The sequence below is a fragment of the Enteroscipio rubneri genome, assembly GCF_963929405.1.
GTDB classification, from domain to species: Bacteria; Actinomycetota; Coriobacteriia; order Coriobacteriales; family Eggerthellaceae; genus Enteroscipio; species Enteroscipio rubneri.
Genome location: NZ_CAWVIN010000002.1, coordinates 449,569 through 472,616 on the forward strand (window position 1 = coordinate 449,569; position 23,048 = coordinate 472,616).

Annotated in this window: 24 protein-coding genes and 1 pseudogene; 10 read left to right on the forward strand and 15 right to left on the reverse strand. The window is 65.9% G+C overall.

The genetic code is table 11. The features are described 5' to 3' along the window. Position 1: 1 nt before the first annotated feature. Positions 2-688 (forward strand): cytochrome b/b6 domain-containing protein, encoded by a 687-nt coding sequence (locus ABGT83_RS05320; protein WP_103264295.1) that lies wholly within the window; start codon positions 2-4, stop codon positions 686-688. Between the two features lie 299 nt (positions 689-987). On the opposite strand, the gene ABGT83_RS05325 is transcribed toward ABGT83_RS05320, so the two are convergent. Beyond that, entirely contained in the window at positions 988-1,548 is a 561-nt protein-coding gene (locus tag ABGT83_RS05325) for an NADPH-dependent FMN reductase (protein ID WP_346686328.1), read from the reverse strand. Between the two features lie 294 nt (positions 1,549-1,842). On the opposite strand from ABGT83_RS05325, the gene ABGT83_RS05330 reads away from it, so the two are divergent. Both ABGT83_RS05330 and ABGT83_RS05335 read left to right on the forward strand, forming a co-directional pair. Then, positions 1,843-2,271: a viscotoxin-A3 gene (locus ABGT83_RS05330; RefSeq protein ID WP_346686329.1), complete on the forward strand. Its 429-nt coding sequence runs from the start codon at positions 1,843-1,845 to the stop codon at positions 2,269-2,271. A 20-nt stretch (positions 2,272-2,291) separates the two neighbouring features. Continuing rightward, the gene (locus ABGT83_RS05335; protein ID WP_103264297.1) at positions 2,292-2,807 is read left to right on the forward strand and encodes a hydrogenase maturation protease; all 516 of its coding nucleotides are present in this window, start codon (positions 2,292-2,294) and stop codon (positions 2,805-2,807) included. A 171-nt stretch (positions 2,808-2,978) separates the two neighbouring features. Here ABGT83_RS05335 and ABGT83_RS05340 read toward each other — a convergent pair whose 3' ends face one another. Continuing rightward, entirely contained in the window at positions 2,979-4,652 is a 1,674-nt protein-coding gene (locus tag ABGT83_RS05340; protein ID WP_346686332.1) for a putative bifunctional diguanylate cyclase/phosphodiesterase, read from the reverse strand. A gap of 301 nt (positions 4,653-4,953) precedes the next feature. Here ABGT83_RS05340 and ABGT83_RS05345 point away from each other — a divergent pair, with 301 nt between their 5' ends. The 3 genes from ABGT83_RS05345 to ABGT83_RS05355 all read left to right on the forward strand — a co-directional run bounded on the left by ABGT83_RS05345 (position 4,954) and on the right by ABGT83_RS05355 (position 7,000). Further along, a complete protein-coding gene (locus ABGT83_RS05345; protein WP_346686334.1) occupies positions 4,954-5,376 on the forward strand; it encodes a DUF488 domain-containing protein in 423 nt (140 codons plus the stop codon). A 431-nt stretch (positions 5,377-5,807) separates the two neighbouring features. Continuing rightward, entirely contained in the window at positions 5,808-6,449 is a 642-nt protein-coding gene (locus tag ABGT83_RS05350; protein ID WP_346686336.1) for a TetR/AcrR family transcriptional regulator, read from the forward strand. Next, a complete protein-coding gene (locus ABGT83_RS05355; protein ID WP_103264302.1) occupies positions 6,446-7,000 on the forward strand; it encodes a flavodoxin domain-containing protein in 555 nt (184 codons plus the stop codon). Before ABGT83_RS05350 ends, ABGT83_RS05355 begins: the two co-directional genes overlap by 4 nt. Before the next feature lie 48 nt (positions 7,001-7,048). Here the strand turns inward: ABGT83_RS05355 and ABGT83_RS05360 are convergent, their stop codons facing one another. The 9 genes from ABGT83_RS05360 to ABGT83_RS05400 all read right to left on the reverse strand — a co-directional run bounded on the left by ABGT83_RS05360 (position 7,049) and on the right by ABGT83_RS05400 (position 13,982). Further along, positions 7,049-7,648, reverse strand: coding sequence for a helix-turn-helix domain-containing protein (locus ABGT83_RS05360; RefSeq protein ID WP_346686337.1), 600 nt, complete (start codon positions 7,646-7,648; stop codon positions 7,049-7,051). Between the two features lie 155 nt (positions 7,649-7,803). Then, positions 7,804-8,634: a DNA-formamidopyrimidine glycosylase family protein gene (locus ABGT83_RS05365; protein WP_346686338.1), complete on the reverse strand. Its 831-nt coding sequence runs from the start codon at positions 8,632-8,634 to the stop codon at positions 7,804-7,806. A 78-nt stretch (positions 8,635-8,712) separates the two neighbouring features. After that, positions 8,713-9,252: a CarD family transcriptional regulator gene (locus tag ABGT83_RS05370; RefSeq protein WP_346686339.1), complete on the reverse strand. Its 540-nt coding sequence runs from the start codon at positions 9,250-9,252 to the stop codon at positions 8,713-8,715. A gap of 229 nt (positions 9,253-9,481) precedes the next feature. Further along, complete coding sequence (locus ABGT83_RS05375) at positions 9,482-10,156, reverse strand: 4Fe-4S dicluster domain-containing protein (RefSeq protein WP_346686340.1); 675 nt, start codon at positions 10,154-10,156, stop codon at positions 9,482-9,484. A gap of 22 nt (positions 10,157-10,178) precedes the next feature. After that, positions 10,179-11,039, reverse strand: a complete 861-nt coding sequence (locus ABGT83_RS05380; RefSeq protein ID WP_346686342.1) for an ATP-grasp domain-containing protein — start codon at positions 11,037-11,039, stop codon at positions 10,179-10,181. Continuing rightward, positions 11,036-11,773 carry an amino acid ABC transporter ATP-binding protein gene (locus tag ABGT83_RS05385; protein ID WP_346686344.1) on the reverse strand — a complete coding sequence of 246 codons (738 nt, stop codon included), beginning with the start codon at positions 11,771-11,773 and terminating at the stop codon, positions 11,036-11,038. Before ABGT83_RS05385 ends, ABGT83_RS05380 begins: the two co-directional genes overlap by 4 nt. Further along, the gene (locus tag ABGT83_RS05390; protein ID WP_204600449.1) at positions 11,757-12,560 is read right to left on the reverse strand and encodes an amino acid ABC transporter permease; all 804 of its coding nucleotides are present in this window, start codon (positions 12,558-12,560) and stop codon (positions 11,757-11,759) included. Before ABGT83_RS05390 ends, ABGT83_RS05385 begins: the two co-directional genes overlap by 17 nt. A 106-nt stretch (positions 12,561-12,666) precedes the next feature. Next, complete coding sequence (locus tag ABGT83_RS05395) at positions 12,667-13,542, reverse strand: transporter substrate-binding domain-containing protein (RefSeq protein WP_103264309.1); 876 nt, start codon at positions 13,540-13,542, stop codon at positions 12,667-12,669. Then, the gene (locus ABGT83_RS05400) at positions 13,539-13,982 is read right to left on the reverse strand and encodes a MarR family winged helix-turn-helix transcriptional regulator (protein WP_103264310.1); all 444 of its coding nucleotides are present in this window, start codon (positions 13,980-13,982) and stop codon (positions 13,539-13,541) included. The genes ABGT83_RS05395 and ABGT83_RS05400 overlap by 4 nt, the downstream gene beginning before the upstream one ends. A gap of 148 nt (positions 13,983-14,130) precedes the next feature. Between ABGT83_RS05400 and ABGT83_RS05405 the strand changes: the two are divergent. Next, positions 14,131-14,505 (forward strand): annotated as a pseudogene (locus ABGT83_RS05405) (carboxymuconolactone decarboxylase family protein); the annotation flags it as partial. A gap of 188 nt (positions 14,506-14,693) precedes the next feature. Here the strand turns inward: ABGT83_RS05405 and ABGT83_RS05410 are convergent. The 4 genes from ABGT83_RS05410 to nth all read right to left on the reverse strand — a co-directional run bounded on the left by ABGT83_RS05410 (position 14,694) and on the right by nth (position 17,418). Beyond that, the gene (locus ABGT83_RS05410) at positions 14,694-15,836 is read right to left on the reverse strand and encodes an aldo/keto reductase (RefSeq protein WP_346686346.1); all 1,143 of its coding nucleotides are present in this window, start codon (positions 15,834-15,836) and stop codon (positions 14,694-14,696) included. 75 nt (positions 15,837-15,911) lie between these two features. After that, positions 15,912-16,325, reverse strand: a complete 414-nt coding sequence (locus ABGT83_RS05415; protein ID WP_103264313.1) for a cupin domain-containing protein — start codon at positions 16,323-16,325, stop codon at positions 15,912-15,914. 103 nt (positions 16,326-16,428) lie between these two features. Continuing rightward, positions 16,429-16,719 (reverse strand): hypothetical protein, encoded by a 291-nt coding sequence (locus ABGT83_RS05420; RefSeq protein ID WP_346686348.1) that lies wholly within the window; start codon positions 16,717-16,719, stop codon positions 16,429-16,431. A gap of 36 nt (positions 16,720-16,755) precedes the next feature. Next, entirely contained in the window at positions 16,756-17,418 is a 663-nt protein-coding gene (gene nth, locus ABGT83_RS05425; RefSeq protein WP_346686350.1) for an endonuclease III, read from the reverse strand. Positions 17,419-17,531: 113 nt separating this feature from the next. Here nth and ABGT83_RS05430 point away from each other — a divergent pair, with 113 nt between their 5' ends. From ABGT83_RS05430 to ABGT83_RS05440, 3 genes are all read left to right on the forward strand, one after another. Continuing rightward, positions 17,532-17,726 (forward strand): hypothetical protein, encoded by a 195-nt coding sequence (locus ABGT83_RS05430; protein ID WP_346686352.1) that lies wholly within the window; start codon positions 17,532-17,534, stop codon positions 17,724-17,726. A gap of 489 nt (positions 17,727-18,215) precedes the next feature. Then, positions 18,216-21,704, forward strand: coding sequence for a transcription-repair coupling factor (gene mfd / locus ABGT83_RS05435; RefSeq protein ID WP_346686353.1), 3,489 nt, complete (start codon positions 18,216-18,218; stop codon positions 21,702-21,704). 157 nt (positions 21,705-21,861) lie between these two features. After that, positions 21,862-22,959 (forward strand): dipeptidase, encoded by a 1,098-nt coding sequence (locus ABGT83_RS05440; protein WP_346686354.1) that lies wholly within the window; start codon positions 21,862-21,864, stop codon positions 22,957-22,959. Positions 22,960-23,048: the final 89 nt, after the last annotated feature.

Below are 23,048 nucleotides of genomic sequence, written 5' to 3' on the forward strand. Positions count from 1 at the left end.
TATGGCGCACTTGGCACACTACCGCGAAGCGCATCCGCTGCCCTTCGTCATCACGCACTGGATCAACCTCGTGTGCATGGTTCTGCTCATCATCACGGGCTTCAGCATCCACTTCCCGTTCTGGCCCGAGTTTATGGGCATCGCCCGCGGCGTGCATGTGTTCTGCGGCTTCGTGCTGTTCATCAACTGCATCGTCCGCGTGCTCATGGCCTTCTTCGTGAAGTCGTCTCCGACCGGTGGCACCCGCTCGCAGGTCACCGATTTCAAGACGTGGCTTCCGCAGAAGGACAACCGTCACCAGGCGGGTGCGTGGATCAAATACTACCTGTTCCTGAAGAAGGATCACCCGCTGGGCGCCAAGCTGGGCGTGCCGCAGAAGATCAGCTACCTGCTGATCCCCGTGCTCATCATCGTTATGTTCTACACCGGCTTGTGCCTGTGGAACCCCACGATGAACATCGGGTTCTTCGCCGCCGGCACGGATCTGGTGGGCGGCCTTATGTCGATGCGCATCATCCACTACTTCATGATGTACGTCTTCATCTGCTTCATGTTCATCCACCTGTACCTGGCCAATATCGAGGGCCTGTCCCCGACCAAGCTCATGCTGTTCCGCAAGGAGCACGGCGGTTTGGTCTACGACCCCGACAAGCACGTCATCGTGGGCGAGGACGACCTCAAGCACTAGGAAGCACCAATCTGGTTTCGAGATTCGGCGGCCGCACGGCCGCCGAATCTGTTGTATGCCGCGAGGTTCGGAGATCCCTGCTTCGTCGCTTCAGGCTGGGTATGCGTATCGTGTGACGCGTACCCAGCCTTCGCGATGGCCGGGTCATCTCCGAGTCTTTTGCTGTTTTTCGAACAAGATACGGAAGCCGAGAGCCCCAACAAGAGGCTTTTTGTATGACTTGAAGGCTGCGACTATCGTTCGGCTGACGGAGATCGAACGACCTGCGGGCTACGTTCGCTCATCGAGAGGTTCGCTTGCTAGTTCCCCTCGCGTTCCACGAAGGCGACGAAGGCGTCGGCTTGCGCTTCGAGGTAGGGAAGTGAGGCGTCCAGAGCGAGCATGCCCTCCGGGGCCTGCGTTCCCACGTGGGGGATGGTGAGGCGCGGCTTGTTCATCACGTTCGCATCGAGGAAGCTCAGGATGCCGACGAGCTGATCCTGGGCATGCGCGGCGCCGCTCATTCCGATGCTCGCGCCTGCGAGTGCGACGGGCTTGCCGGCCAGCACCTGCGGCTCGCCTTCGCCTGCGGGGCGCGAGAGCCAGTCGATGAGGTTCTTCAACGGCCCGGGAACAGCGTGGTTGTACTCGGGACTGAAGAGCCACACGCCGTCTGCGCTGCGCACGGCGGCACGGACGCGGGCGACAGGAGCAGGTTCGGGATGTTCGATATCCTGGTTCATGAACGGCACGTCGGCCCATTCGAGCAGCTCGAATTCGACGTCCAGATGGCGCTGTGCCATGACGGCTCGCGCCGCTTCGGCCAGCTGCCGGTTGTAGCTTCCTTTGCGCAGAGAGCCTGCGATGCCGAGAAAGCGCATGAACGCTCCTATCTTCTCGCTCGGATCCGGCCGTTTCGCGGCCGCTCCCATCATCCCAGAGCAGCGCGCACATTTCGCGGGAAAAGCATCTTTGTAGCCGAATTGATCGACAGGCGCACACTCCGCTGCTCGACGGAGATCGCCCCGCGATACTTCCTGCGAAAGCTCTTCCGGGTTCCCGCAGCCTCCGGGCTTCCACCGCGAACCCCCGCCGCCCGCGACGTCCTCGGCGGCCGGCGTGCGGCGCTTCGCTATAATGCAGGACGGAAACCCGAGCAAGGAGGACGGCGGATCGTGGCTGAATTGACCGACGAGCAGATAGCGCAGGAGGACGAGTTCCTCAAAGGACTGCCGCGCATCAATGTGGGCGCGCTGTTTTTGCCGCCCATTTGGGGTCCCGCCCACGGCTTCTGGGTCACCATTCTGTTCTATCCCATTTGGCTGTTCGCTGACAACATGTTCTACGCAGCGTGGACCGAGCGCACGCCGCTCGCCATCGTCGTCGCCCTGGTGGTGTTCGCCACGCTGACTGCGGGAACCGTCGCGTTTTCGATTATCGCCCAGCCCTTGGCGGCTCATCGTGCGGAAGCGCGCGGCGTGGACAGACGAGTCTACCTGCGCCGTCAGCGCGTATGGGCCGTCGTCTGCGTCATTGCCGGTCTTGCGATGATTGCGGGGGCCACATATTACAATCTCGTCGTCCGACCGACGCTGGGGTCGTGATTGCTATGGGAGAAACGGACATGAAGGAAGGCTGCCGGCGCATCGGCGTGTTCTGCGTGGGCAACAAGCTCATGCTGGACGACGGGCTGGGCACTGCTGTCTACGAGGAGCTTGTCGAGCGCTACGAGATTCCGGAGAACGTGGAACTGTTCGACCTGGGATGCCTGAGTCTCGACATGATCGAGCGCGTACGCGAATTCGACGTCATCATCACGGTGGACGCGGTGGACGGTACGGATGCGGAGCCGGGAACCGTGTTTCGCTTCGAGCCCGATGCCATGGCGCGGCGCACCGGTGCCACGGCTTCGCTGCACGATCTGAAGCTCGTCGACCTGTTCGATGCGGCCGCGCTTTTAGGTTACGAGGCTCAGGGCCTGTGCTTGGGCATGCAGGTAGAGAATCCTTCGCCGGTGGTCGCCACAATAGGCCTCACGCCGAAGGTGGCTGCCGCACTGCCGCTTTTGGTGGAGACCACGGCAGGCGAGCTCGCGCGCCTGGGCTCGCCGCTTTCCCGACGCGCTGTTTCCGAAGACTAATCCGCGCACGCGTCCGAGCTCTCCATAGGGATGCGGCTGCTCTCCGATTGCGGATGAACCCGTTCGCTCGCTTGATGACGGTTCGTATCCCGACACGGTGACCTGCGCCGCATTTCAACGACCGCTTTTGGGGCATGTCTGGTCAAGCTTTTGTTCCAGCATGCTGACCGTTTACGGGATTTGCATGAATTTCCGCTCAAACTCGTCAGCGGGTACCGGTCTCGATACGAGAAAGCCCTGCACGCCGTCCGCTCCGATCGCGCGTACGGCGTCGAGTTCCAGTCGCTCCTCTACGCCCTCGACCGTGACCTTGATGCCCACGCTATGGCATAGGTCGATGACGGCGTCGATGAAGGCGCGATTGAACGCTTCGACGTGGATATCCTTGATAAACAATCGATCGATTTTCACGATGTCGGCCGGCGACTGCGAAAGCAGGCCGAGCGAAGAATATCCGGTGCCGAAATCGTCCATGGCCAGGCGCACGCCGAGGGAGCGCAGGCGGTCGAACGTCGTACGCAGCGTGTCGAGGTCGGTGACGAAACAGCTTTCCGTCATTTCCAGCACGATACAGCGAGGTTCTGCGCCTGAGCTGGCCAGCGTCCGTTCGACAAAGGGTACGAAGTCGGCTTCGAACAGCTGCAACGTAGATATGTTTACATTCATGACGAAATCCGGGAACATGCGTGCCCAAGCAGCGCACTGGTTCATGGCTTGCTTCAGAACCCATCGACCAACAGCGCCGATGAGCCCATACGACTCCAGAACGGGGATGAACTCCGCAGGACTTACAGAGCCGAAACCTTCCGCGTTCCAACGCAATAGTGCTTCAGCGCCGGCCACATGCAATGTTTGAGCATCGACGAGCGGTTGAAAATGCAACGAGAATCCTTGCATATCGTCCAGCACTGATGTTTGGAGGCGATCGCTCAGTTCTAGTCGCCGCAGCTTCTCCTGCGACATAGCCGGCGAGTAGAAGGAGACTGTGTTCTTTCCCCGGTGCTTGCTTTCTTCAAGTGCGTTTTCTGCGTGCTTGATAAGTTCGAGCGCGCTTTCGCCATCCTCTCCGACAAGAGCGATGCCTCCTGAAACCGTGCAGAAGTACGGAACACCGTCAATGTCTTGCTGCCGGTTCGCGAAGGTGTGGATCGTGCGATAGAGATCTTGCATGGCATTGCGGTCGGCGTTATCGAACACGACGGCAAATTCATCTCCGTCGAAGCGGAAAGCCGAGGCGCCTTCAGGTAAGAGCCGCTGGAGCGATTGTGCGAAGCGACGCAGTACACCGTTTCCGAACGCGTGGTCGTTGAGGGAGTTTACACGTGAGAAGTCGTCAAGGCCCAGCAGCAGCACTCCGCCAGAGGGTCGTTCGCACGCGAGGAGGCGGTCGAGCACCTGAAGGCATTTGCCGTGCATGAATAGGCCGGTGATGGCATCCACCTTGCCCTTGCGTTCGAGGTTCGTGATGGCTCCCGAGAACAATACGGGCTCGCCCATGTCGTCGCGCATGAGAAGGCCACGGCATACGATCCATACGAGTTCGCCGGTGCGCGTACGCACCTGGTATTCGAGGTCGTGCTCGTCGGTCACGCCCGAGAGCATGGCTTCGATGGAGGCGTCGAAGCTCGGGCGGTCCCGTTCGATCACGTGTTGGCGCCAGCGGGGGATGAGTCCCTTAAACACGCGGTCGGGCAGGTTGAAGTCGTGTAGCATGTTCTCAGACACGACGGCCGTGTCTGTTTTCATGTCGATGATGTACAGGTAGTCGTCGGTGCTGAAGGCGATCGCATCGTAGAGCAACCGCGGGTCGAGGTCGAACGATTGCAGTGCTTCCTTCGTGTCCATGCAGCGCACCTCGCGTCTGTTCCCATGCTTTCGGCTTCGCCTTCTATTGTACTGGGAAACAGCATGGGAGTGATCAAAAATGGCGAAGATAGGGTATTTCCGCACCGTCGCAGATATAGAAGCCAACGTGCGGAAGCGGCTGCGATGGGGACTTGCAAGGCGTAGCGATTGCGTGACGAATCACCTGCGGATTCGCCACGGTGCTGTGATGCAAGGACCTTCGGAGGGCGGCGCAGGTATCCTGTAGGGAAAACCCTCCGGCCCGCAGTCGCGCGCGGCCGCCGAGAAGGAGCCTGCCCCTATGCAAATCAACACCATTAGTGCGTATGAGACCTCTGCTGAGCAGTTCTTCGAAGATCTCGCATCGTGGGGTGTCGATCTTTTGCTGGACACCCGCTTGAAGAACACGAATCAGCTCGCGGGCTTCACGAAGAAGAACGATCTGGCCTACTTTGTGCCTCGGCTTCTGCATGCCGACTACGTGCACGACAAGCTGTTCGCCCCGGCGCCAACGATGCTCGAGCGCTATCTGCACGGCAACATCGGTTGGGATGCCTTTGCTGATGCCTATCGAGAAGATATGCGCGAGCGCGATGCCGTGCCGCACTTCTTTGACCGCTACGGCGAGTACCGGAGCGTCTGCCTCCTGGGTACCGCCACCCACAAGCGCCGCAGCCACGTAGAAGTACTCCAGCAAATGCTCGAGGCCGCGACAAAGGCCTAGCGTTCTCGCGGATTCGACGCTGGACATCCCCTTCGCTCCCGCGGGTTCGGCGCTGAGAAACATCCCCTCGTCTTTGCAGCGTCGGTGCTCCAGCCCGCTTCTGTGGCTACGCCGGGAGCCGTGCCTTCTGTCGACGCCGGGCACTCGCCTTGTGCTGGCTGCACAGTCGACTGGAAGGCGACCATGCGTGCGTCCGTGTTCGCAGGCGCAGCGCTTCCAGTCCATTCCGTGCGGGACTATCTTCAACTCGATTCTGTTCGACGTTCTCTTCGGCAAAATGTTTCACGTAAAACATTCGTACGGTTATTTTGCGATCGAGAAATTCATGGACCATGCCAACCTTGGGCGCGCGACTGCCGGTTTCGATACTTCTTGCAAAACTAGCGATCGCTAGTATAATTGCGAGCATTCGCTAGTTTATAGGGGGATGAATGCGTGAGGGAAACACGAAAGCACGAATCGTCGAGGCGGCGTTCGGGTTGTTCGCGGAGCAGGGGTACCATGCCGTTTCCGTGCGCGACATCGCGGCGGCGGTGGGTATCAAGGATGCGTCGCTCTACAACCATTTCCCGAGCAAGCAGGCCATCTTCGACGCGGTGCTGGCCGCGCAGCTTGAGCGCACGCGCGCGGTGTTCGAGGAGCAGGGCGTCATGACCGCGCCGGTCGAGGACCCCACCGGGTACGCCGGTGCGTTTGAGGAGACGGAGCGGCGGGTGCTGGCGGGGTTCCGGCATTTCTTCGCGGACGGAGACATGGTTCGGCTGCGCCGGCTGCTGGCCGCAAGCCGGTACGCCGACGCTCACGCTGCGGAGGCGTTCCGCTTCGTGTTCGTGGAGCAGCCCCTGGCCATCCAGCGCGCGGTGTTCGAGCACCTGATGGCCGTCGGGCAGTTCGCGCTCGACGACGCGCGTGCCCTCGCGCGCGAGTTCTACGGGCCGGTGTTCCTGCTGCTGCTCTCGGACGTTCCCTGGGAGGACGCGGAGCCGTTCATACGCGACCACCTGGGACGGTTCTTCTCTGCACATGCGATCGGGGCGCCTGCGGGCGCTGCGGCGGAAGGAGGTGCGCGATGAGCGCCATCGTGGTGTACGCGTCGCAGACAGGGTTCACGCGCCGGTACGCGGAATGGATCGCCGAGGAGCTGGGCTGCGAGGCCGTGCCGGTGGAGCGGGCTGACGCGATAGATGCAGGCGCGTGCGACGTGGTCGTGTTCGGCGGCTGGTTCCATGCGGGCGGCCTGGTGGGGAAGAAGTGGCTCGCGCGCACCCGGGCAGCGCACCCGGGCACCCCCTTCGTCGCGTTCGCCGTGGGCGCGACGCCGCCGGAGTGGACCGATATGGTGGACGAGGCGATGGCGCGGGAGTTTCCCTCGCCGGAGCTCGACGGCGTGGAGCGGTTCTACCTGCGCGGCGGGTTCGCCTACGAGAGGCTGAGCCTGCCGAACAAGCTGGCCATGAAGATGTTCTTCAAGATGCAGGAGAAGCAGGCGGCCACCGACCCACGCGCCGCCGAGATGCTCTCGGGCATGCGCGGCGGCTTCGACGGCACCGACCGCGCCGCCATCGCGCCGGTGGTCGCCCGGGTGCGCGAGCTGGCGGCCGCGGCCAGCCAGCCGCCGGCCTGACGGGCGCTCGGCCGGCCCGTTGCCGACCGCTTGCCGAGCCGGATGCGCCTAGCGGCGGGGGCGCGCGGCGGGATGCCGCATGAGGCCGTGCTCGGTGCACCAGGTGTAGAGCGTGCCGCCGGGCAGGTGCGGCAGGCGCGCCTCGCCGCCCTGCTCGGGGTACAGCTTCTCCACGGCCAGGCGGTCGTAGCCCACGACGGCGGCGAAGCCCAGGCTGTGGGCCTTCTCCATGGGATGGTCGAACGTGAGGTACCAGTCGCCCTCTGCGTCCTCCACCCGCATGGCGTGCGCGTCGTCGGCGGCTTGCACGGGCAGCGGCCCGAGCTTCCTGCCGCAGCAGGAGACGTCGGCGTCCCCCGTGGTGGTGATGATGTTTCCGCAGGAAGGGCAAACGCGGAATGCCGTGCGCCTCATAGTGCCTCCTTGGAGCTCGTCGGGGGAGAGGCTGCCTGCCAAAAGCGCCTCGACGGTGGCGCCCAGCTCTTCGGCGAGCGCGGGCAAAAGCGACACGTCGGGGCAGCCGCCCCCGCGCTCCCACTTCGACACGGCCTTGTCGCCCACGCCCACGAGCTGCGCCAGCTGGAGCTGCGTGAGCCCGCGTTCCTCCCGCAGGCTGCGGATGAGCTCGCCGGTGCGTCTGACGTCCATGGTTCTCCTCCTGGTTCGGTTTCGCGTGCCGTCCCACGATACCTGTGCGCGGCGGCGCGCGCAATGAACGCTCCGTAGAGTGCGAGGGTCCAGGCGCCGGCCTGACGGGCATCCGACCAGATGCCGGCGGCCGCGGGCAAGCGGGTCGGCGGGGGTCAGGCCAGCGGCTGGCAGATGGGGCAGTAGTAGACGTTGCCTCCCAGGTAGGGCTTCCTCGTCACCTCGCCGCCGCAGACAGGACAGCCGTCCTTCCACGTTTTCGCGGACAGGAGGCAGCAGTAGCCTCCGGGTCGGCCGTACAGGTCGCGCTCCACATCGCGGCCGCCCTGCGCGGCCATGGCTGCAATCGTGTCCTTCAGGGCCCGGAACAGGCGCGCGAGGTCGTCGCCCGCGAGAGAGGAGACCTTCGCCTTGGGGTTCAGCCGCGCGTTCAGCAGGATGTCCTGCAGCACCCCGTTGCCCACGCCGGGGATGCGCTGCTCGGTGGCGAGCAACGCCTTCACGCTGGTAGACGGCGGCACGCTGGCGACCAGTTCGCGAAAGCGCGCCTCGTCGTAGGCGTCCGACAGCACGGGCACGGCGTCGCGGGCCGCCACGTAGTACCCATCGTCGTCCACACCGGTGTCGACGAGGGAGAAGATGCCGTACATGGAGGCGGTGCAGGCGAGATGTGTGCCGTCGTCGAAGGTGAGCAGCAACTGATGTTTCGCGGGAACGGGGTCGCCGGATGTCAGGTAGCGTGCGTTCACGCCCTCGCGCAGAAGCAGCGTTATGCCGTCGTCCAGCGCGAGTTCTACGTAGGGTCCGGTGGCCTTCGCGCCCTTCACGGTGCGGTCGATGAGGCGCGCCCCGTAGGTGGCGGGGTCGCCCGTATAGAAGGCGAACCGGTGGGGCGAGTGGTTCGCCTCGGCCGCGACGATGGTGCGGCCGGCGAAGGCGTCGGACATCTGCCGGGCGAGAACGTGGGCTTCGGGCAGCTCGATCATGCGGGCTCCTTTGGGTGGGCGCGCGGCCCCTGCGGCCGCGATGCCGCCAGTATAACAGGCCTCGTTCCTGGCGATGCGTCAGCGACGGCGAGCCTCGGCCTTCTTCACGCGATCGACGAGGAAGTCGCGCACGTCATCGCGCTCGATGCCCAGTGATACGGACAGCTCGTCGCACAGCAGGTTCTCAGCTAGGTCGAAGTACTTCTTGTCCGTGGCGGTGATCTGGCGGCCGGCGCCGGAGCGGCGCACGGTGCGCTCGTGGACGGACTTCATGATAGGCACGAGGTCCTGCGGCGAGAACGTCTTGAGGCGCTTGTCGTATTCCTCCTTCAGGCGCCGCTCCAGCAGTGTGGGCGTGCTCGCACCCGGCTTCAGGGCGTCCTCGTCGATGGTCTGCGCGTCGGCGATGGAGTCGATGAGCGCGAGTGCCTCCTTGCGCGACATGGCGGGGCGCAGCGTGGGCGGCTCGGCCTCGCGGACGGCCACGAAGAGCTTGAGGGAGTTCTCGAACAGCGCGTGCAGCTCGAAGTAGTCCCGGCCCTCGAAGTACGCCTCGCGCACGGCGGCCACCTTGCAGACGTGATGGCGGTAGACGACGATGTCTCCGGGGGAAACCATGGCGACCTCCTGGTCTGATTGGGTGGGGAAACGGTTGTGCGATTCCATCGCGTCAGAAGGACGGCGCAGATCAGCATGGCTATTGTACCAAGTTTGACGCCGATGGCGCCCGCGTGCGATCGGCGAACGGTGGCGGCGGGAAGGGGCGACTGGTTTGCGGGCGCCGTGCAAGGATTATTCTGCCGCCCGTCCGAGTGCGTGCGCACGAGGCCGCCGCCCGTCCTTCCCCCTACTCTCCCTTGCTCACAACCGCGCCGGCGGGGCAGGCGTGGTAGCAGTTGCCGCACTCGTCGCAGCGCTCGCCCAGGATGGCATAGGGCTCGCCGGGCACGATGGCCTTGAACGAGCAGCCCGCGAGGCAGGTGCCGCAGGCGATGCAGTCGTCCGTGATCCGCAGGCCCGGCTCCTCGTACGCGTCGCCGCCGAACGCGAAGCGCTCGCGGTGGAGCTTATGGTCGCGGTTGACCATGGCGTAGTCGTAGTCGTACAGCTCGCCGTGGAAGCGGTGCAGCACGAACACGCGCGTCTCGGGGTACTTGGCGATGTCGTACACGGCCACGTTGAAGTTGCGGTCGTGCGGGGCTTTGGCCTCGACTTCGGCCATCGATAGTTCGCGCACCTCGCCGGCCACGCGCATCTGGTAGCCGGGCTTGAACAGAGGCAGGTTGTTCTCGTCGAACACGACCTTGGCCTCCGTGCGCTCTCCGTTCACGGCCAGCCGCCCGCTCTGTTTAAGCTGGCGGTAGAACGGCTTCACGTCCATGGTGCGCAGGTAGAGCCCCTCGTCGTCGTAGGCGAAGAAGTGGGCGATGCGCGCCTCCACGCCGCCGTGCCCGTCGGGCGTGGCGAAGCTGCAGCAGCCGATCTCGTCGAAACGGTCGAAGACTTCCTTCATGGTGAGCATGGGCCGGGTCCTTTCTCGCAGGTCAGTTCGTGGGCAGGGCGTGCCAGCGGCGGGCGATGGCCTCGGCGTGGGCGCGCATGAGGTCCATCCCCAAAAGCTCGGTGCAGTCCTCGGAGACGTTCGACACGGAGTTCGCGTCGATGATGCAGGGGCCGCGGCCGCACTCGATGACGTCGAAGCTGCCCAGCTCGATGGACAGCACGGCGGCGGCCCGCTCCGCGGCGTCGGTGACTTCGCGGGGAACGTCGGGGTAGGCGGCGTAGGTGGAGCCGAAGCGGTAGGCCGACAGGCCGTTGTCCGCCATGGAGCGCTTCACCACGAGCGCGCACGCGCCGTCCACCACCTCGATGCGCGTGAGGAAGCCGCGCGCCGGCTCCACGTACTCCTCGGCGATGAACGCGATGACGGGGGCCCCGGCCAGGAACGACTGGGCCTCTTCAGCGCTGCGCGCGATGGCGGTGCAGGTGGTGCGGCCGCCGCAGTTCGGCTTGAGCACGCAGGGGTAGGAGAGCGATGCGGGGTCGATGTCCTTTGGAAGCGCGCAGGCGTAGACGGCGGGTGTGACGAGGCCGGCCGCGGCCAGCGTCTCGGTCGCAAGGCGCTTGTCGACCTCGAAGAAGTGGGCGCGCGCCGGGTTCACCAGCGGGATGCCGCGCTCCTCGGCCGTGCGCGCGAGGAGCGCCATGCGCTCGAGCGAGGCCGTGTGCCCGCGGAACCGGGCGCTCGCGAACACGCGGCTGACCAGCATCTCGCAGGCGAGCGCCGCCTGCACGCTCGCCGCGTCCTCCATGTCCAGCAGAAGCGCGGGCGCCCCGTACGCCTCCAGCTCGGCCGCCAGCTTGTGGTCGGACCACTCGTCCGACTCGTACAGCACGCCTATCATCGGATGCTCCATTCCAGCAGCTTGCCCAAGAACCGCTGCAGCTCCGGCGTGGCCGGATGGTCGAACAGACGGGCGCTCTCGCCGTATTCCAGCAGGCGCCCGCCGTGCAGGAACGCCACCTTGTCGCAGGCGCGGCGGGCGAAGCCCATCTCGTGCGTGACCACGATGAAGCGGGTGCCGGTCTCCTTGAGGTCGCGGATGAGGTCAAGCACATCATTCGTGTACTCGGGGTCGAGGGCGCTCGTGGGCTCGTCGAGCAGCAGCATCTTGGGAGACGCCGCCACGGCGCGTGCGATGGCAACGCGCTGCTGCTGTCCGCCCGAGAGCTGGGTGGGGCGCTTGGCCTCCTCGGCCGCCAGCCCGAAGCGCGCGAGCAGGTCGGCGGCGCGCTCGCGGGCCTGGTCCTCGGGCACGCCATGAACCACGGAAAGCGGTAGCGCCACGTTCTCCAGCGCGCTCAAGTGGTGGAACAGCCCGCTCGCCTGGAACACGAAGCCCAGCTGAGAGCGGTAGGACGGAAGCGTGCGCTCGTCGTAGTCCACGCGTTCGCCGTCCACCTCCACTGTGCCGTCCGTGGGCGCGATGAGCCCGCCCACGATGCGCAGGAGCGTGGACTTCCCGCCACCCGACGGCCCGATGACGGCGAGCGTGGTTACGTCGTCATCGAAGTCGATGCCGCGCAGCACGGGCACGCCGTCGAACCCCTTCTCCAGGTGCTCAAGCCTCATGCGCATAGCTAAACCTCTTCTCGAAGCGCTTGCTCACGAACATGATTGGCAGCGTCAGGCACAGGTACAGCCCGCCCAGCAGCAGGAAGCCGCCGAAGAAGTTGTAGTTGGTGGCCGTGATCTCGCGGATGGTCTGCGTGAGTTCGATGACCGCGATAACCGACAGGAGCGACGAGTCCTTCACGATGGTGGCGAACTGCCCGGTGAGTGCCGGCAGCGTGCGCGCCACCAGCTGAGGCAGCACCACGTGGCGCACGGTCTGCGCGCGCGTGAAGCCTACGGCGCGGGCGGCCTCCAGCTGGCCTTCGTCGATGGACAGCAGACTGCCGCGCACGATCTCGGCGATGTAGGCGCCGGCGAACACGGACAGGATAACGACGCCCGCCACCACCTTGTTGTCGATGCCCCACGCCGTGCCGATGATGTAGTAGAACAGGTAGATCTGCACGAGCAGCGGCGTGCCGCGCACGAGCTTCACGTACAGGTCGCACAGGTAGCGCACGGGCAGCACGCGCGCGCTCTGCCCCAGGGCCACGGGCACGCCGATGGCCATGCTGGCCACGAGGCTGGCCGCCGAGAGCTCCACCGTGAGCAGGAAGCCGCTGCCGATGCGGTCGCGGTACTGCTCCACGAAGTCGAAGTTCAGCGTGATGCCGGCCATGCCGAGCGAGACCCAGAACACGGCGATCACGGCGACGCAGACCAAAAGGTAGTTCGCCGCGGCCTTGAGCGGCGGCGTTTCCTGGCGGGGCGCCGCCGTGAACGGGCGGGCGAGCGGTGAGGGTGCTTTCAACGGGCGCCTTTCTCAAACGGTCGGATCGCAGGGAGGCGCCGAGGTCCGCGGCATTGCGCCGCCGCGGGCCGCTTTGCCCCGGTCGTGAACGGACTGGCTCTACGGCTTAGAAGTCGAAGAACCACGTGAAGCCCAGCTCGTCGAAGGCGGCCTTCTCGGCGGCCAGGTGCTTCTCGGTCAGGCGGTCGAACTCACCGTCGACCTTGGACTGGGCGATGAACTCGTTCAACTGACTCAAAAGCTCGTCGTTACCCTTTTCGACGGCGATACCCCAGTATTCGGGATCTTGGAACGGGATGAACACGGCCTCGGTGGTGTCGGGATTCTTCTGATTATTGCGGTAGATGGTCAGCTGGTCGTACAAAAAGCCGTCGGCCTTGCCTTGCACGACCTCGGTCACGCACGCGCTTTCGTCAGCCAGGCGCACAATTTCTGCATTGGTAAGGTTCTTCGTGGCGAACACATCGCCGGTGGAGCCGGTCTTCACGGCCACCTTCCTGCCGGCCTGGTTCAAATCGTCGATGCTGCCGATGCCCGATTGGGCGTTCGCCAGGATAGCCAGCTGCGCCATGGCGTAGGGGTCGGAGAAGTCCACGGACTCCTTGCGGGCGTCCGTGATGGTGATGGACGACATGAGGCAGTCGGCCTTGCCGGTCTGCACCATGGGGATGAGGCCGTCGAACGCGGTGTTCTCGATGACTACGTCGTAGCCGTACGCCGCGCCGAAGTCCTTCATGAAGTCCACGGACACGCCGCTGGGATTGCCTGCGTCGTCCTTCGTCTCGAACGGGGGATAGGCCAGTTCCATGGCCACGGTCAGCGTCTTGTCGTCGTTGTCGCCCGCGGGCGCGGCGTCGTTCGAGCTTTCTGCGCCGCCGTTCGACGAGCAGGCGGTCAGGGCGAGGAGCGTCGCCGCGACGAGCGCGCAGGCGGCGAGGGCCGCGCGCAGGCGGCGAGGGCGGGTGGGGGCGGTGGTGTTCATGCGTGTTCTCCCTCCAGAGCGGTTTCGAAGTTTTCCTGCATCGTGCGAAGCGTGCGGTCGAGCGCCTCCAGCTCTACGTCGCCCAGGCCGCGGCACTGCACGTCGGCGAGCGTGTTCGAGATGGACTCGAACACGGACTGCAGCCGTCGCCCGCGCTCGGTGAGCGCCACGAGCGTCACGCGCTTGTCCTCGGGCAGCTTCGCTGTGGACACGTAGCCGCCGACTGCGAGCTTTCTCACGAGGGCGGTAACGGTGGACGGGTCACGGCCGATGCGCTGGGCCAGCTCGCTCATGGGCAGCTCGCCGTGCGCGAACAGCTGCACAAAGATGTCGCCGTGCGAGGGCGCGATCCCCGCGAGGCCGTGCTGCTCGAGCTGCTCGGTAATGAAGCGGTTCGCCAGGGCGAGCGTCCGGGCCAGTTGGTTGACGGTTCCGCGCAAGCCGACCTCCTTTCGATGCGTCGGATGCTCGGAGATTATACTTTGATGTCAAAGTAATGTCAAAAGCGTCTGCCGCCTGCCGCGGGGGAGGGGTCGGCCTTGCGGCGTTCATAAATACTAGAAAAAGTAGCAATTATGGTACACGCGCGGCGGCCTGACCCTGGCCGAGCGCGAGCTGGTCACGCTGTGCCTGCTGGCCACGCAGGGCGGCTGCGAGACGCAGCTGACGGGCCACGCCCTGGGCAACCTGAGGCTGGGCAACGGCAAGGAGCTTTTGGTGGGCGCCGTGTCGCAGTGCATCCCCTACGTGGGCTACCCGCGCGCTCTGAACGCGCTCGCCTGCATCGACGAGGCCGCCGAGCGCTTTGCGGCCAAGGGCGTCGGGGGAGTAGCGCCGGCAGGCGGCGCGGCGGACGCGAGAGGCGAGGCGCGAGGCGGCGCGGGAGGGTTTTTGCGCCGGAAACGGCCCGGAACGCACAAAAACGGTCGCTGTGAAGGGTTTTGGGGCGGACGCGCATCGTAGGATAATAGGCGACCTGGGATTACGCCGTCTGGTTCGTGACGTCGAAGCGCCTGCTGCGCTTCGACGGCGCCCGAAAGGCTTCACAGCGCCCAAAAGTGTGACTGCGGAGCCGTTTTTCGCGTTACCGCGGTTGCGGGCGCGCCGGCCATACCGAGCCCCGAGCCCCCAGTCGGCTCGGGGCTCGGCTCCTACGCGAACAGGGCGGCGGCCTGCTCCATGCGCTCGGCTATGGGCACGCCGAAGGGGCAGCGCGGCTCGCAGGCTCGGCAGGCGATGCAGTCGTCGGCCGCAGCGTTCAGGGCCCCGTAGTGGGCGCGCACGCCGGCGGGCACCTCGTCCTGCATCGCGGCCAGGTCGTAGAACTTGTTCACCAGGGCGATGTCGATGCCCGAGGGGCACGGCGCGCAGTGCCCGCAGTACGTGCACTGGCCATAGTAGGCGTGGCTCGGCGCGCCGGCCAGCACGCTGGCGTAGTCGCGCTCGGCGTCGGTCGCGCTTTCGTAGGCAACCGCGTCCGCCACGTGGGCGGGCGTGTCGAAGCCGGCCATGATGCTGGCCACGGCGGGGCGGGTGAGCGCGTAGTGGATGCACTGCACGGGCGTCATCGCCACACCGAACGGTGACGCGTCGGCGTCGAGCAGCCGCCCGCCTGCGTAGCCTTTCATGACGGTGAGGCCCACGCCCTCGCGCTCGCAGACGGCGTAGAGCCGGGCGCGCGCCGGGTCCATGCCGGCCAGCTCGTCGGAGTAGTCGAACGTGAACGCGTCGTCCAGGCTGGCCGTTGCGGGCAGCAGGTCGAAGGCGGGGTTCACGCTGAACATAATGGCCTCGACCTCGCCGGAGAGCGCGGCCTGCAACGCCACCTGGGGGTTGTGGGTGGAGAGCCCGATGTGGCCGATCGTGCCCGTGGCTTTGAGTGCGCGCACGTACCCGATGAAACCGCCTGCCATGATGCCCTCGTATTCCTCCAGGTCGTCCACGTAGTGGATCATGCCCAGCTCCACGTGATCGGTGCTCAGGCGTGCCAGCAGGTCCTCGAACGCGGGACGTGCGAAGGCCAAATCGCGCGTGCGCGTGTACTGGCCGTTCTGCCACGTTGAGCCGATGTGCCCCTGGATGATCCAACGGTTGCGGTTGTTCGCGATGGCCGCGCCCAAGTTGCTGCGCACCTCAGGTTCGGCCATCCAGCAGTCCAGGATGTTGATGCCGGCGGCGACGCACGCGTCCGCGACGGCCTTCACCTCGGCGGTCGACTTCTTCTCCATCCACTCGGCGCCGAAGCCGATCTCGCTTACCTCGAGGCCGGTGCTGCCCAGTTCCCGATAGCGCATAGTTCCCCCTTGCTTGTTTCTCCGTGCTTCAATAATACCGCCGAACGCACCTGCGCGGGCGTGTTCTTCCGCGCGCTACAGCGCCGCGTACTCCTCATCGCCCACCGGTTCGCACCACTCGTTCGAGCCGTTCACGGCAGGCACCTCCACAGCCAGGTGCGCGAACCAGCTGTCGGCGGCGGCGCCGTGCCAGTGCTTCACGTTGGCGGGGATGTTCACCACGTCGCCTGCCTTGAGCGCGCGGGCCGAGCGCCCCCATTCCTGGTACCAGCCACGCCCGCCCGTGACTAGCAGTATCTGCCCGCCGCCCTCGTCGGCATGGTGGACGTGCCAGTTGTTGCGGCAGCCGGGTTCGAACGTGACGTTGCCGATGGACACCTGCTCGGTGGAGAGCATGTGCAGGTAGCTCTGTCCGACGAAGTATTGGCCGAAGGAGTTCTTCTCGCCGCGCGGGAAGATTTCGCGCTCGAGGGTCGTGGTGACGCTCATGGGTGCCTCCTGGGTTCGCGATGTGTCGTTCCGCCTACGATACCCCTTGGAGCGCACTCGAAGTCAAGGGCTTTCCCGCGCGCCGAGCCCTGCCGACCTTCCGCTACCTCCCGAGCGTCCGGCGCAGGCAGGCGGCCGTGGCGCCCTCGCCGTGGGCGGCAAGGGCGGCAGGGGTTCCCGCGAACATGAGGCGCCCGCCGGCATTGCCTCCATCGGGACCCGAGAGGGCCTCCAAGTGTAGGCGCTGGCACTCGGTTGCCAGCACGTCCACGAGCAGCGTGGACGTGCCCGACCCCGACACGCCCGCGAACACGGTGATCTTGTTCTTGGGGATGGCGAGCGTGACGTCGCGCAGGTTGCCCTCGCGCGCGCCGACGATGGTGAGGGTGTCCAAAGCAAGATCCTTTCGCCGAAGGGGAGTCGGGGGACCCTACACCTTGCCGCAGCTGGGGCAGAGGTCGCAGACGAAGCATGTCCCGCACTTCGGGTTGCGCGCGATACACGTCTCGCGGCCGAACAGCACCCACTGGTGGTTGATGGGCCCCCACCACGCGCGCGGGTAGAGCTTGAGCAGCGCTGTCTCGGTTTTGGCCGGCGTATCGGCCGAGGGCCCGGCGAACTTCAGCCGGTGCGCGATGCGGAACACGTGCGTGTCAACCGCGATGCCCTCCACGATGCCGAACGCCTCGTTCAGCACCACGTTCGCCGTCTTGCGGCCCACGCCCGGCAGCTTCTGCAGCTCGTCGATGTCGTGCGGGATCTCGCCGCCGTAGTCGGCCACCACCATGCGGGCGGCCTTGATGACGTTCGCCGCCTTCGTATGGTAGAACCCTATGGTGCGGATGATGTCCTCCACGTCGCGCACGTCGGCGGAGGCGAGGTCGGCCGGCGTGGGGTAGCGCTCCCAGAGCTTGGGAGTGACCTTGTTTACGCCCTTGTCCGTGGTCTGCGCGGACAGCAGCACGGCGATGGTCAGGCGGAACGGGTCTCCGCCGTATACGAGCGCGCACTCGGCGGCCGGATAGTGCTCGTTCATGCGGCGCGCCACCTCGAGCGCGCGCTCCCGCTTGGCGGCCATGGTCTCACGCGGCATAGGATCTCCTTCGGTCATTGCGGTGGTGGCACTGGCCAGTATAGCGAACTTCGCGGACACGTTGCCGCTATACTGGGAGGCGACGGCACGTTGTCGCGAGGAAAGGCAGGTCCATGGGCGCGACGTTGGTGGTGGGCGACACGCATTTGAAGCACGAGCTGATCCTGCCGCGGGTCGACGCGGCGATCGAGCGTTGCGACGCCGACCGCGTCGTGTTCCTGGGACGGCCGCGCGGAAGCCGTGGCCGGCGGGACAACCCGGACTTCCAGCCGTGGGACAAGGTCGTGGCGGCGTCCGGCGTGCGGTAGCGGCGGGGCCTATGTCATCCTGAACGCAGCGCGAGGCCCGGGGCCCGAGGCGTCGAATCCTCCACAGTCTCGATGCAACGCCGAAAAAGCGTTCCGAAAGTCACCGTTTCGACCGCTGTGAAGCCTTTTCGCGCGCTCGGAGCCCCCAGTTCGACGGCGGATCTGTTGTCCTCTGTGCGTTTGCGCAGGTCGCGAACTGCGTCGAGTCCTTTCTTGCCGCCGAAGCGCTTCACAGCGGTCGAAACGGTGACGGGGGCCCTTGAATTCGGAAGGGACCTCCGGAACGTGCGCCGGATCCCCCGTTCTTTCGATACATCGGTTTGCCGCCTGTGGTTTCTCCTTCACGAGGCGGTTTCGGCCCTGCGGCGGCCGTCCGCGGCGCGGTATACTGCTCCCCGGCCGTCCGCGGGCGGCCCGCCGCGCAACCATACGCACGAAGCCGCTTTCACGCGGCTTTTCGTGCTGCTCGCATATGGAAGAGGACACGCCATGCTCATCGACTCACTGACGTTCACCCTGGAGAAATCGGGCTGCCTCGACGCGTTCTGGGGTAGACTGGACGCGGGGGAGGACGGTACGCTGGGCGTGGCCTCGTCGGCGCGCCCGTTCCTCGTGGCGGCGCGGTTCGCACACCGGCCGCAGACGACGCTCGTCGTGGTGGCGGGTGAGGACGCAGCCGTCGCGTTCGCGCGCCAGGTGGCGGCGTATCTGGGCGACGAGCGCGTCATGCGCTTCCCTGAGCGCGCCGACTACCCGTGGGGCAGCAAGCCGAGCGATCCGGCCCAGGCAGCGCGGCGCATGGAGGTCGTGCACGCCCTGGCGTCCGGCCGCGAGGCCGTGGTGGTGGCCAGCGCCCGCTCTCTCGTGCGCGCGCTGCCGCCGGTGGGGTCGGACGTCCATCTGCCGCTTTCGTTCGAGGCCGGCCGCGAGCTGGCGGACATGGAGGGCTCGAAGGCGGCGGGCATAGCCGAGTTCGGGGACGTGGCGCGGGCCCTGGAGGAGCGCGGTTACCAGAACACCGGAGAGCTGGACGGTCCCGGCACGTTCGCCGTGCGCGGCGGCACCCTGGACGTGTTCCCCGGCAACCTGGTGTACCCGGTGAGGCTCGACTTCTTCGGCGACGAGCTGGACGAGATCCGCCGCATCGTGCCCACCACCGGACAGACCATCTCTTCGCTTTCGCATGTTGACGTGTATCCGATCGTTGAGTTTGCGGCTACCAAGAGCGCTCTTGTCCGCGCTCGCGACAAGCTCGAGCGACCTGCTCAGACAAACCCGGCTTTACGTGACATGCTGGAGAAGCTCGAAGGCGGCTTGCGCTTTGAGGGATCGGACGCGCTCCTTCCGTATCTGTACAATGCTACCTCTACGCTCGGGGACTACGTGCGTCCTGGAGCGCTTACCGCGCTCATCGAGCCGCGCTCGCTCTTCGACGATATGGTGCACGCCTATGACGACATCGTCGGACGAGCGAAGGGCTCGGGCATCGGTGCGGCGGGTCTGTATGTCGAGCCATCGAATGTGAGCTTCGGCGACGGCCAGCGGGCCACGTACGTGTCCATCATGCGCGTGGGCGGGCAGATCGACGACGAGCTGCCGGTCAAGCGCGTGGAGGTGGCGGGACACCCCGACAAGCTGTACGGCCGCTTGCGGACGCTCGTGGACGGCGGCTACACGGTGGTGTTCAGCGCTCCGAACTTCCGCGCCCGCCAGGACATGAAGCTGGCCTTCGTGGACCAGGGCCTGCCCATCCAGGAGACGCTGGACGTGCAGGGCGAAGTCGACGAGCTCTCGGGTGCTGCTAAGCGCCGCCTGCGCCGCGGGGTGGTGAACGTCGTGGACGTGGACATCCCGCTCGGCATGATCATCCCGAAGGCGAAGCTGGCGCTCGTGAGCGTGTCGGACACGCAGGGGGCGGCCTCGCCCTCGCGTCCGACCCGCCGTATCGACATCACGGAGATCACCTTTCCCTACAAACCGGGCGACTACGTGGTGCATGCAGCGCATGGCGTAGCGCACTTCAAGGAGCTCGTGCGTCGCGACGTGGACGGCACGGCGCGCGACTACCTGCTGCTGGAGTACGCCGAGGGCGACAAGCTCTACGTGCCGGTGGAGCAGCTCGACCGCGTCACGCGCTACGTGGGGCCGGAGGGCGCGAGCCCCCGTCTCACGCGGCTGAACACGGCCGACTGGTCGCGTGCCATGAAGAAGGCGCGCGCCGCCACGAAGAAGCTGGCGTTCGACCTGGTGGACGTGTATACGCGCCGCGCGACGGTGCAGGGCTACCGCTTCGGCCCCGACACGCCGGCCCAGCGCGAGATGGAGGAGGCGTTCCCCTATCAGGAGACGCCCGACCAGCTGTCCGCCATCGCCGACGTGAAGGCCGACATGCAGTCCGCCAAGCCCATGGATCGCTTGATCTGCGGCGATGTGGGCTTCGGCAAGACCGAGGTGGCCATCCGTGCCGCGTTCAAGGCCACGCAGGACTCCAAGCAGGTCATGGTGCTCTGTCCCACCACCATCCTCGCGCAGCAGCACTTCACGAACTTCAAGGAGCGCTGCGAGCCTTATCGCGTGCGCGTGGAGGTGCTCTCGCGCTTCCGCACGCCCGCTCAGCAGGCCGAGGCGCTGCGCGGGTTCCAAGAGGGCGACGTGGACATTCTCGTGGGCACGCACCGGCTTCTCTCGCGCGACGTGAACCCGCACGACCTGGGGCTCGTGATCATCGACGAGGAGCAGCGCTTCGGCGTGGGCCACAAGGAGCAGCTGAAGAACCTGCGCGAGTCGATCGACGTTCTGACGCTCTCGGCCACGCCCATACCGCGCACCATGCAGATGAGCCTGTCGGGCGTGCGCGACATGAGCCTCATCCTCACACCTCCCGACGAGCGCCGCCCCGTCGAGGTGCACGTGGGCGAGTGGGACCCCGACTTGGTGAGCGCCGCCATCCGGCGCGAGCTGGCGCGCGGCGGGCAGGTGTACTACGTGTCCAACCGTGTGCGCACCATGGAGGAGGCCGTGGGCCGTGTGGCGGCCGCCGCCGGCGAGGCGCGCGTGGGCGTGGCGCACGGGCAGATGTCGAAGGAGGAGCTGGAGCGCGTGATGGAGGACTTCAGCGCCGGTGAGCTGGACGTGCTCGTGGCCACCACCATCATCGAGAGCGGCATCGACAATCCGCACACGAACACGCTCATCATCGAGGACTCGCAGCGCTACGGCCTGGCGCAGATGTACCAGCTGAAAGGCCGCGTGGGCCGCTCGTCGACGCAGGCCTACGCCTACTTCATGTTCCCCGAGCACGTGAGCCTGACCGAGGAGGCCCAGGCGCGCCTCACCGCGCTCGACGAGCACACCGACCTGGGCAGCGGCATGCGCATCGCCATGCGCGACCTGGAGATACGCGGAGCCGGCAGCCTCATGGGTGCTGAGCAATCGGGCAACATGTCGGCCGTGGGCTTTGACCTGTTCGCGCAGATGCTCGCCCAGGCCGTGAATGCCACGCGCGAGGGCGACCTCAAGGCCATGGACCAGCTGCCCCCCGCGCTCTCCGACATCACGGTGAACGTGCCGGGGCACACCTACCTGCCCGAGGACTACGTGCCCGACGCCGACGAGCGGGTGCTCTGGTACCGCAAGATCGCCTCGGCCGCCACCGGGCAGGCGGTGGAGGACGTGGCCGCCGACTTAGCCGATAAGCGCCCCGACATGCCGCAGGCTGCGAAGAACCTGCTTGAGCGCGCCCGTATCAAGGCTTTCGCGAACGAGCATCATATCAAGACCGTGTCGGTGACGGGGGGCCGTTTGGTGGTGGAACCCATCGACGTCTCGCGCGACCGGATGACGGGATTGCGCCGCGCGGGCGGCCGCTACCTGGCGGACAAGCGCAAGCTGCAGCTGCCGCTGCGCTACTTCAAACTGGACGAGGGCGATAACCTGCTCGGGCCTGTGTCAGAGTTTCTGAAAGAATTGGCGGGATGAGCGAGGCCGCTAAGGCAGGTTCGGCAACGGTTCTGGCGCGGTGCTCGGCGTCGCGCTGCGCCTGAGTCAGGTGACCTGCGCGATCAGCCGCATGGCGAGGACGCTCGGCATCGCCGACACCTCGCGCGCTCGATGTGCTTCGAAAGGAGATACGTGTATGGGAGCGTTTTTGACCTTCAATGACTGCGCTGTCGAAGACGCGGTGCGACTGGGGGAGGCGTTGGGCGACTGCGCGGATGCGGGTTCCGCGCAAGGGCGCCTGCGCGTGTTCGACTTGCACTCCGACACGCTCGATCGGTTGGCGCTCCATGGCGACGCCTCTGCTCCCGGCGGGTTCGCCGCTCACGACGCGCACGTTCCGGCCGCGCGCATGCGCACGCTCGCGGACAATGACGCCCACATCTCGCTTGCGAGGACAGCGCCGTTCGATTGGTGCCAATGCTTCGCGGTGTTTGTGCCTGACAAACTGCGCGGCGATGCTGCTTGGTCCTTCTTTGAGCGCGTGCGAGGCTTTTGGTCCGACGAGCTGGATCGGTGCGCCGAGCGCCTTTTGCAGGTACGCACGGTCGAAGGGATGGAGGCGGCGTTCGCGGAGGGCAAGACGGCGGGCATGCTCACGGTGGAAGGCGCGTCGTTTCTCGAGGACGATGCGGACGCCGAGGCGCGCCTCGACGTGCTTGCGGAAACCGGCGTGCGCATGGTCACGCTTACATGGAACGGGCGCAACGCTCTGGGCAGCGGCAACGACACGACTGACGGGCTTACCGGTTTCGGGCGAGTTTGCATGCGCGAGCTGGAGCTGCGCGGCATCGCGGTGGACGTGTCGCACGTGAACGATGCCGGCTTCAAGGACGTGTGCGCGGTCGCGACGCGTCCCTTTGCCGCGTCGCATTCCAATGCGCGCGCTGTATGCGGCCATCCGCGCAACCTCACCGACTGGCAGCTGCGAGAGCTCGCCGACGCAGGCGGGATCGTCGGTCTTAACTTCTGCAGGGAATTCCTGTCCGACGTGCACGCCGATCCTACGCCTGACGACGTGCTGCGCCACGTGGACCATGTGCTGGAGGTTGCAGGCGAGGATACGCTCGCGCTCGGCAGCGACTACGACGGCTGCGATGTTCCCAGTTGGCTCGATCCCTGCGACCGAGCAGGAGCCCTGCACGCGCTCATCGCGAGCCGCTTCGGCAGAGCGGCGGCCGACAAGGCGTTCTTCGGAAACGCACGCGCGTTCTTCGTGCGCGCGGAGGAGGCATAGGACGATATTCGCCGTCGCTTGCCATGGGCGTTCTGTGAACTGTGTTGACCCGAATCCGATTTCGGACTTAAATACCGCGGGTACGATAT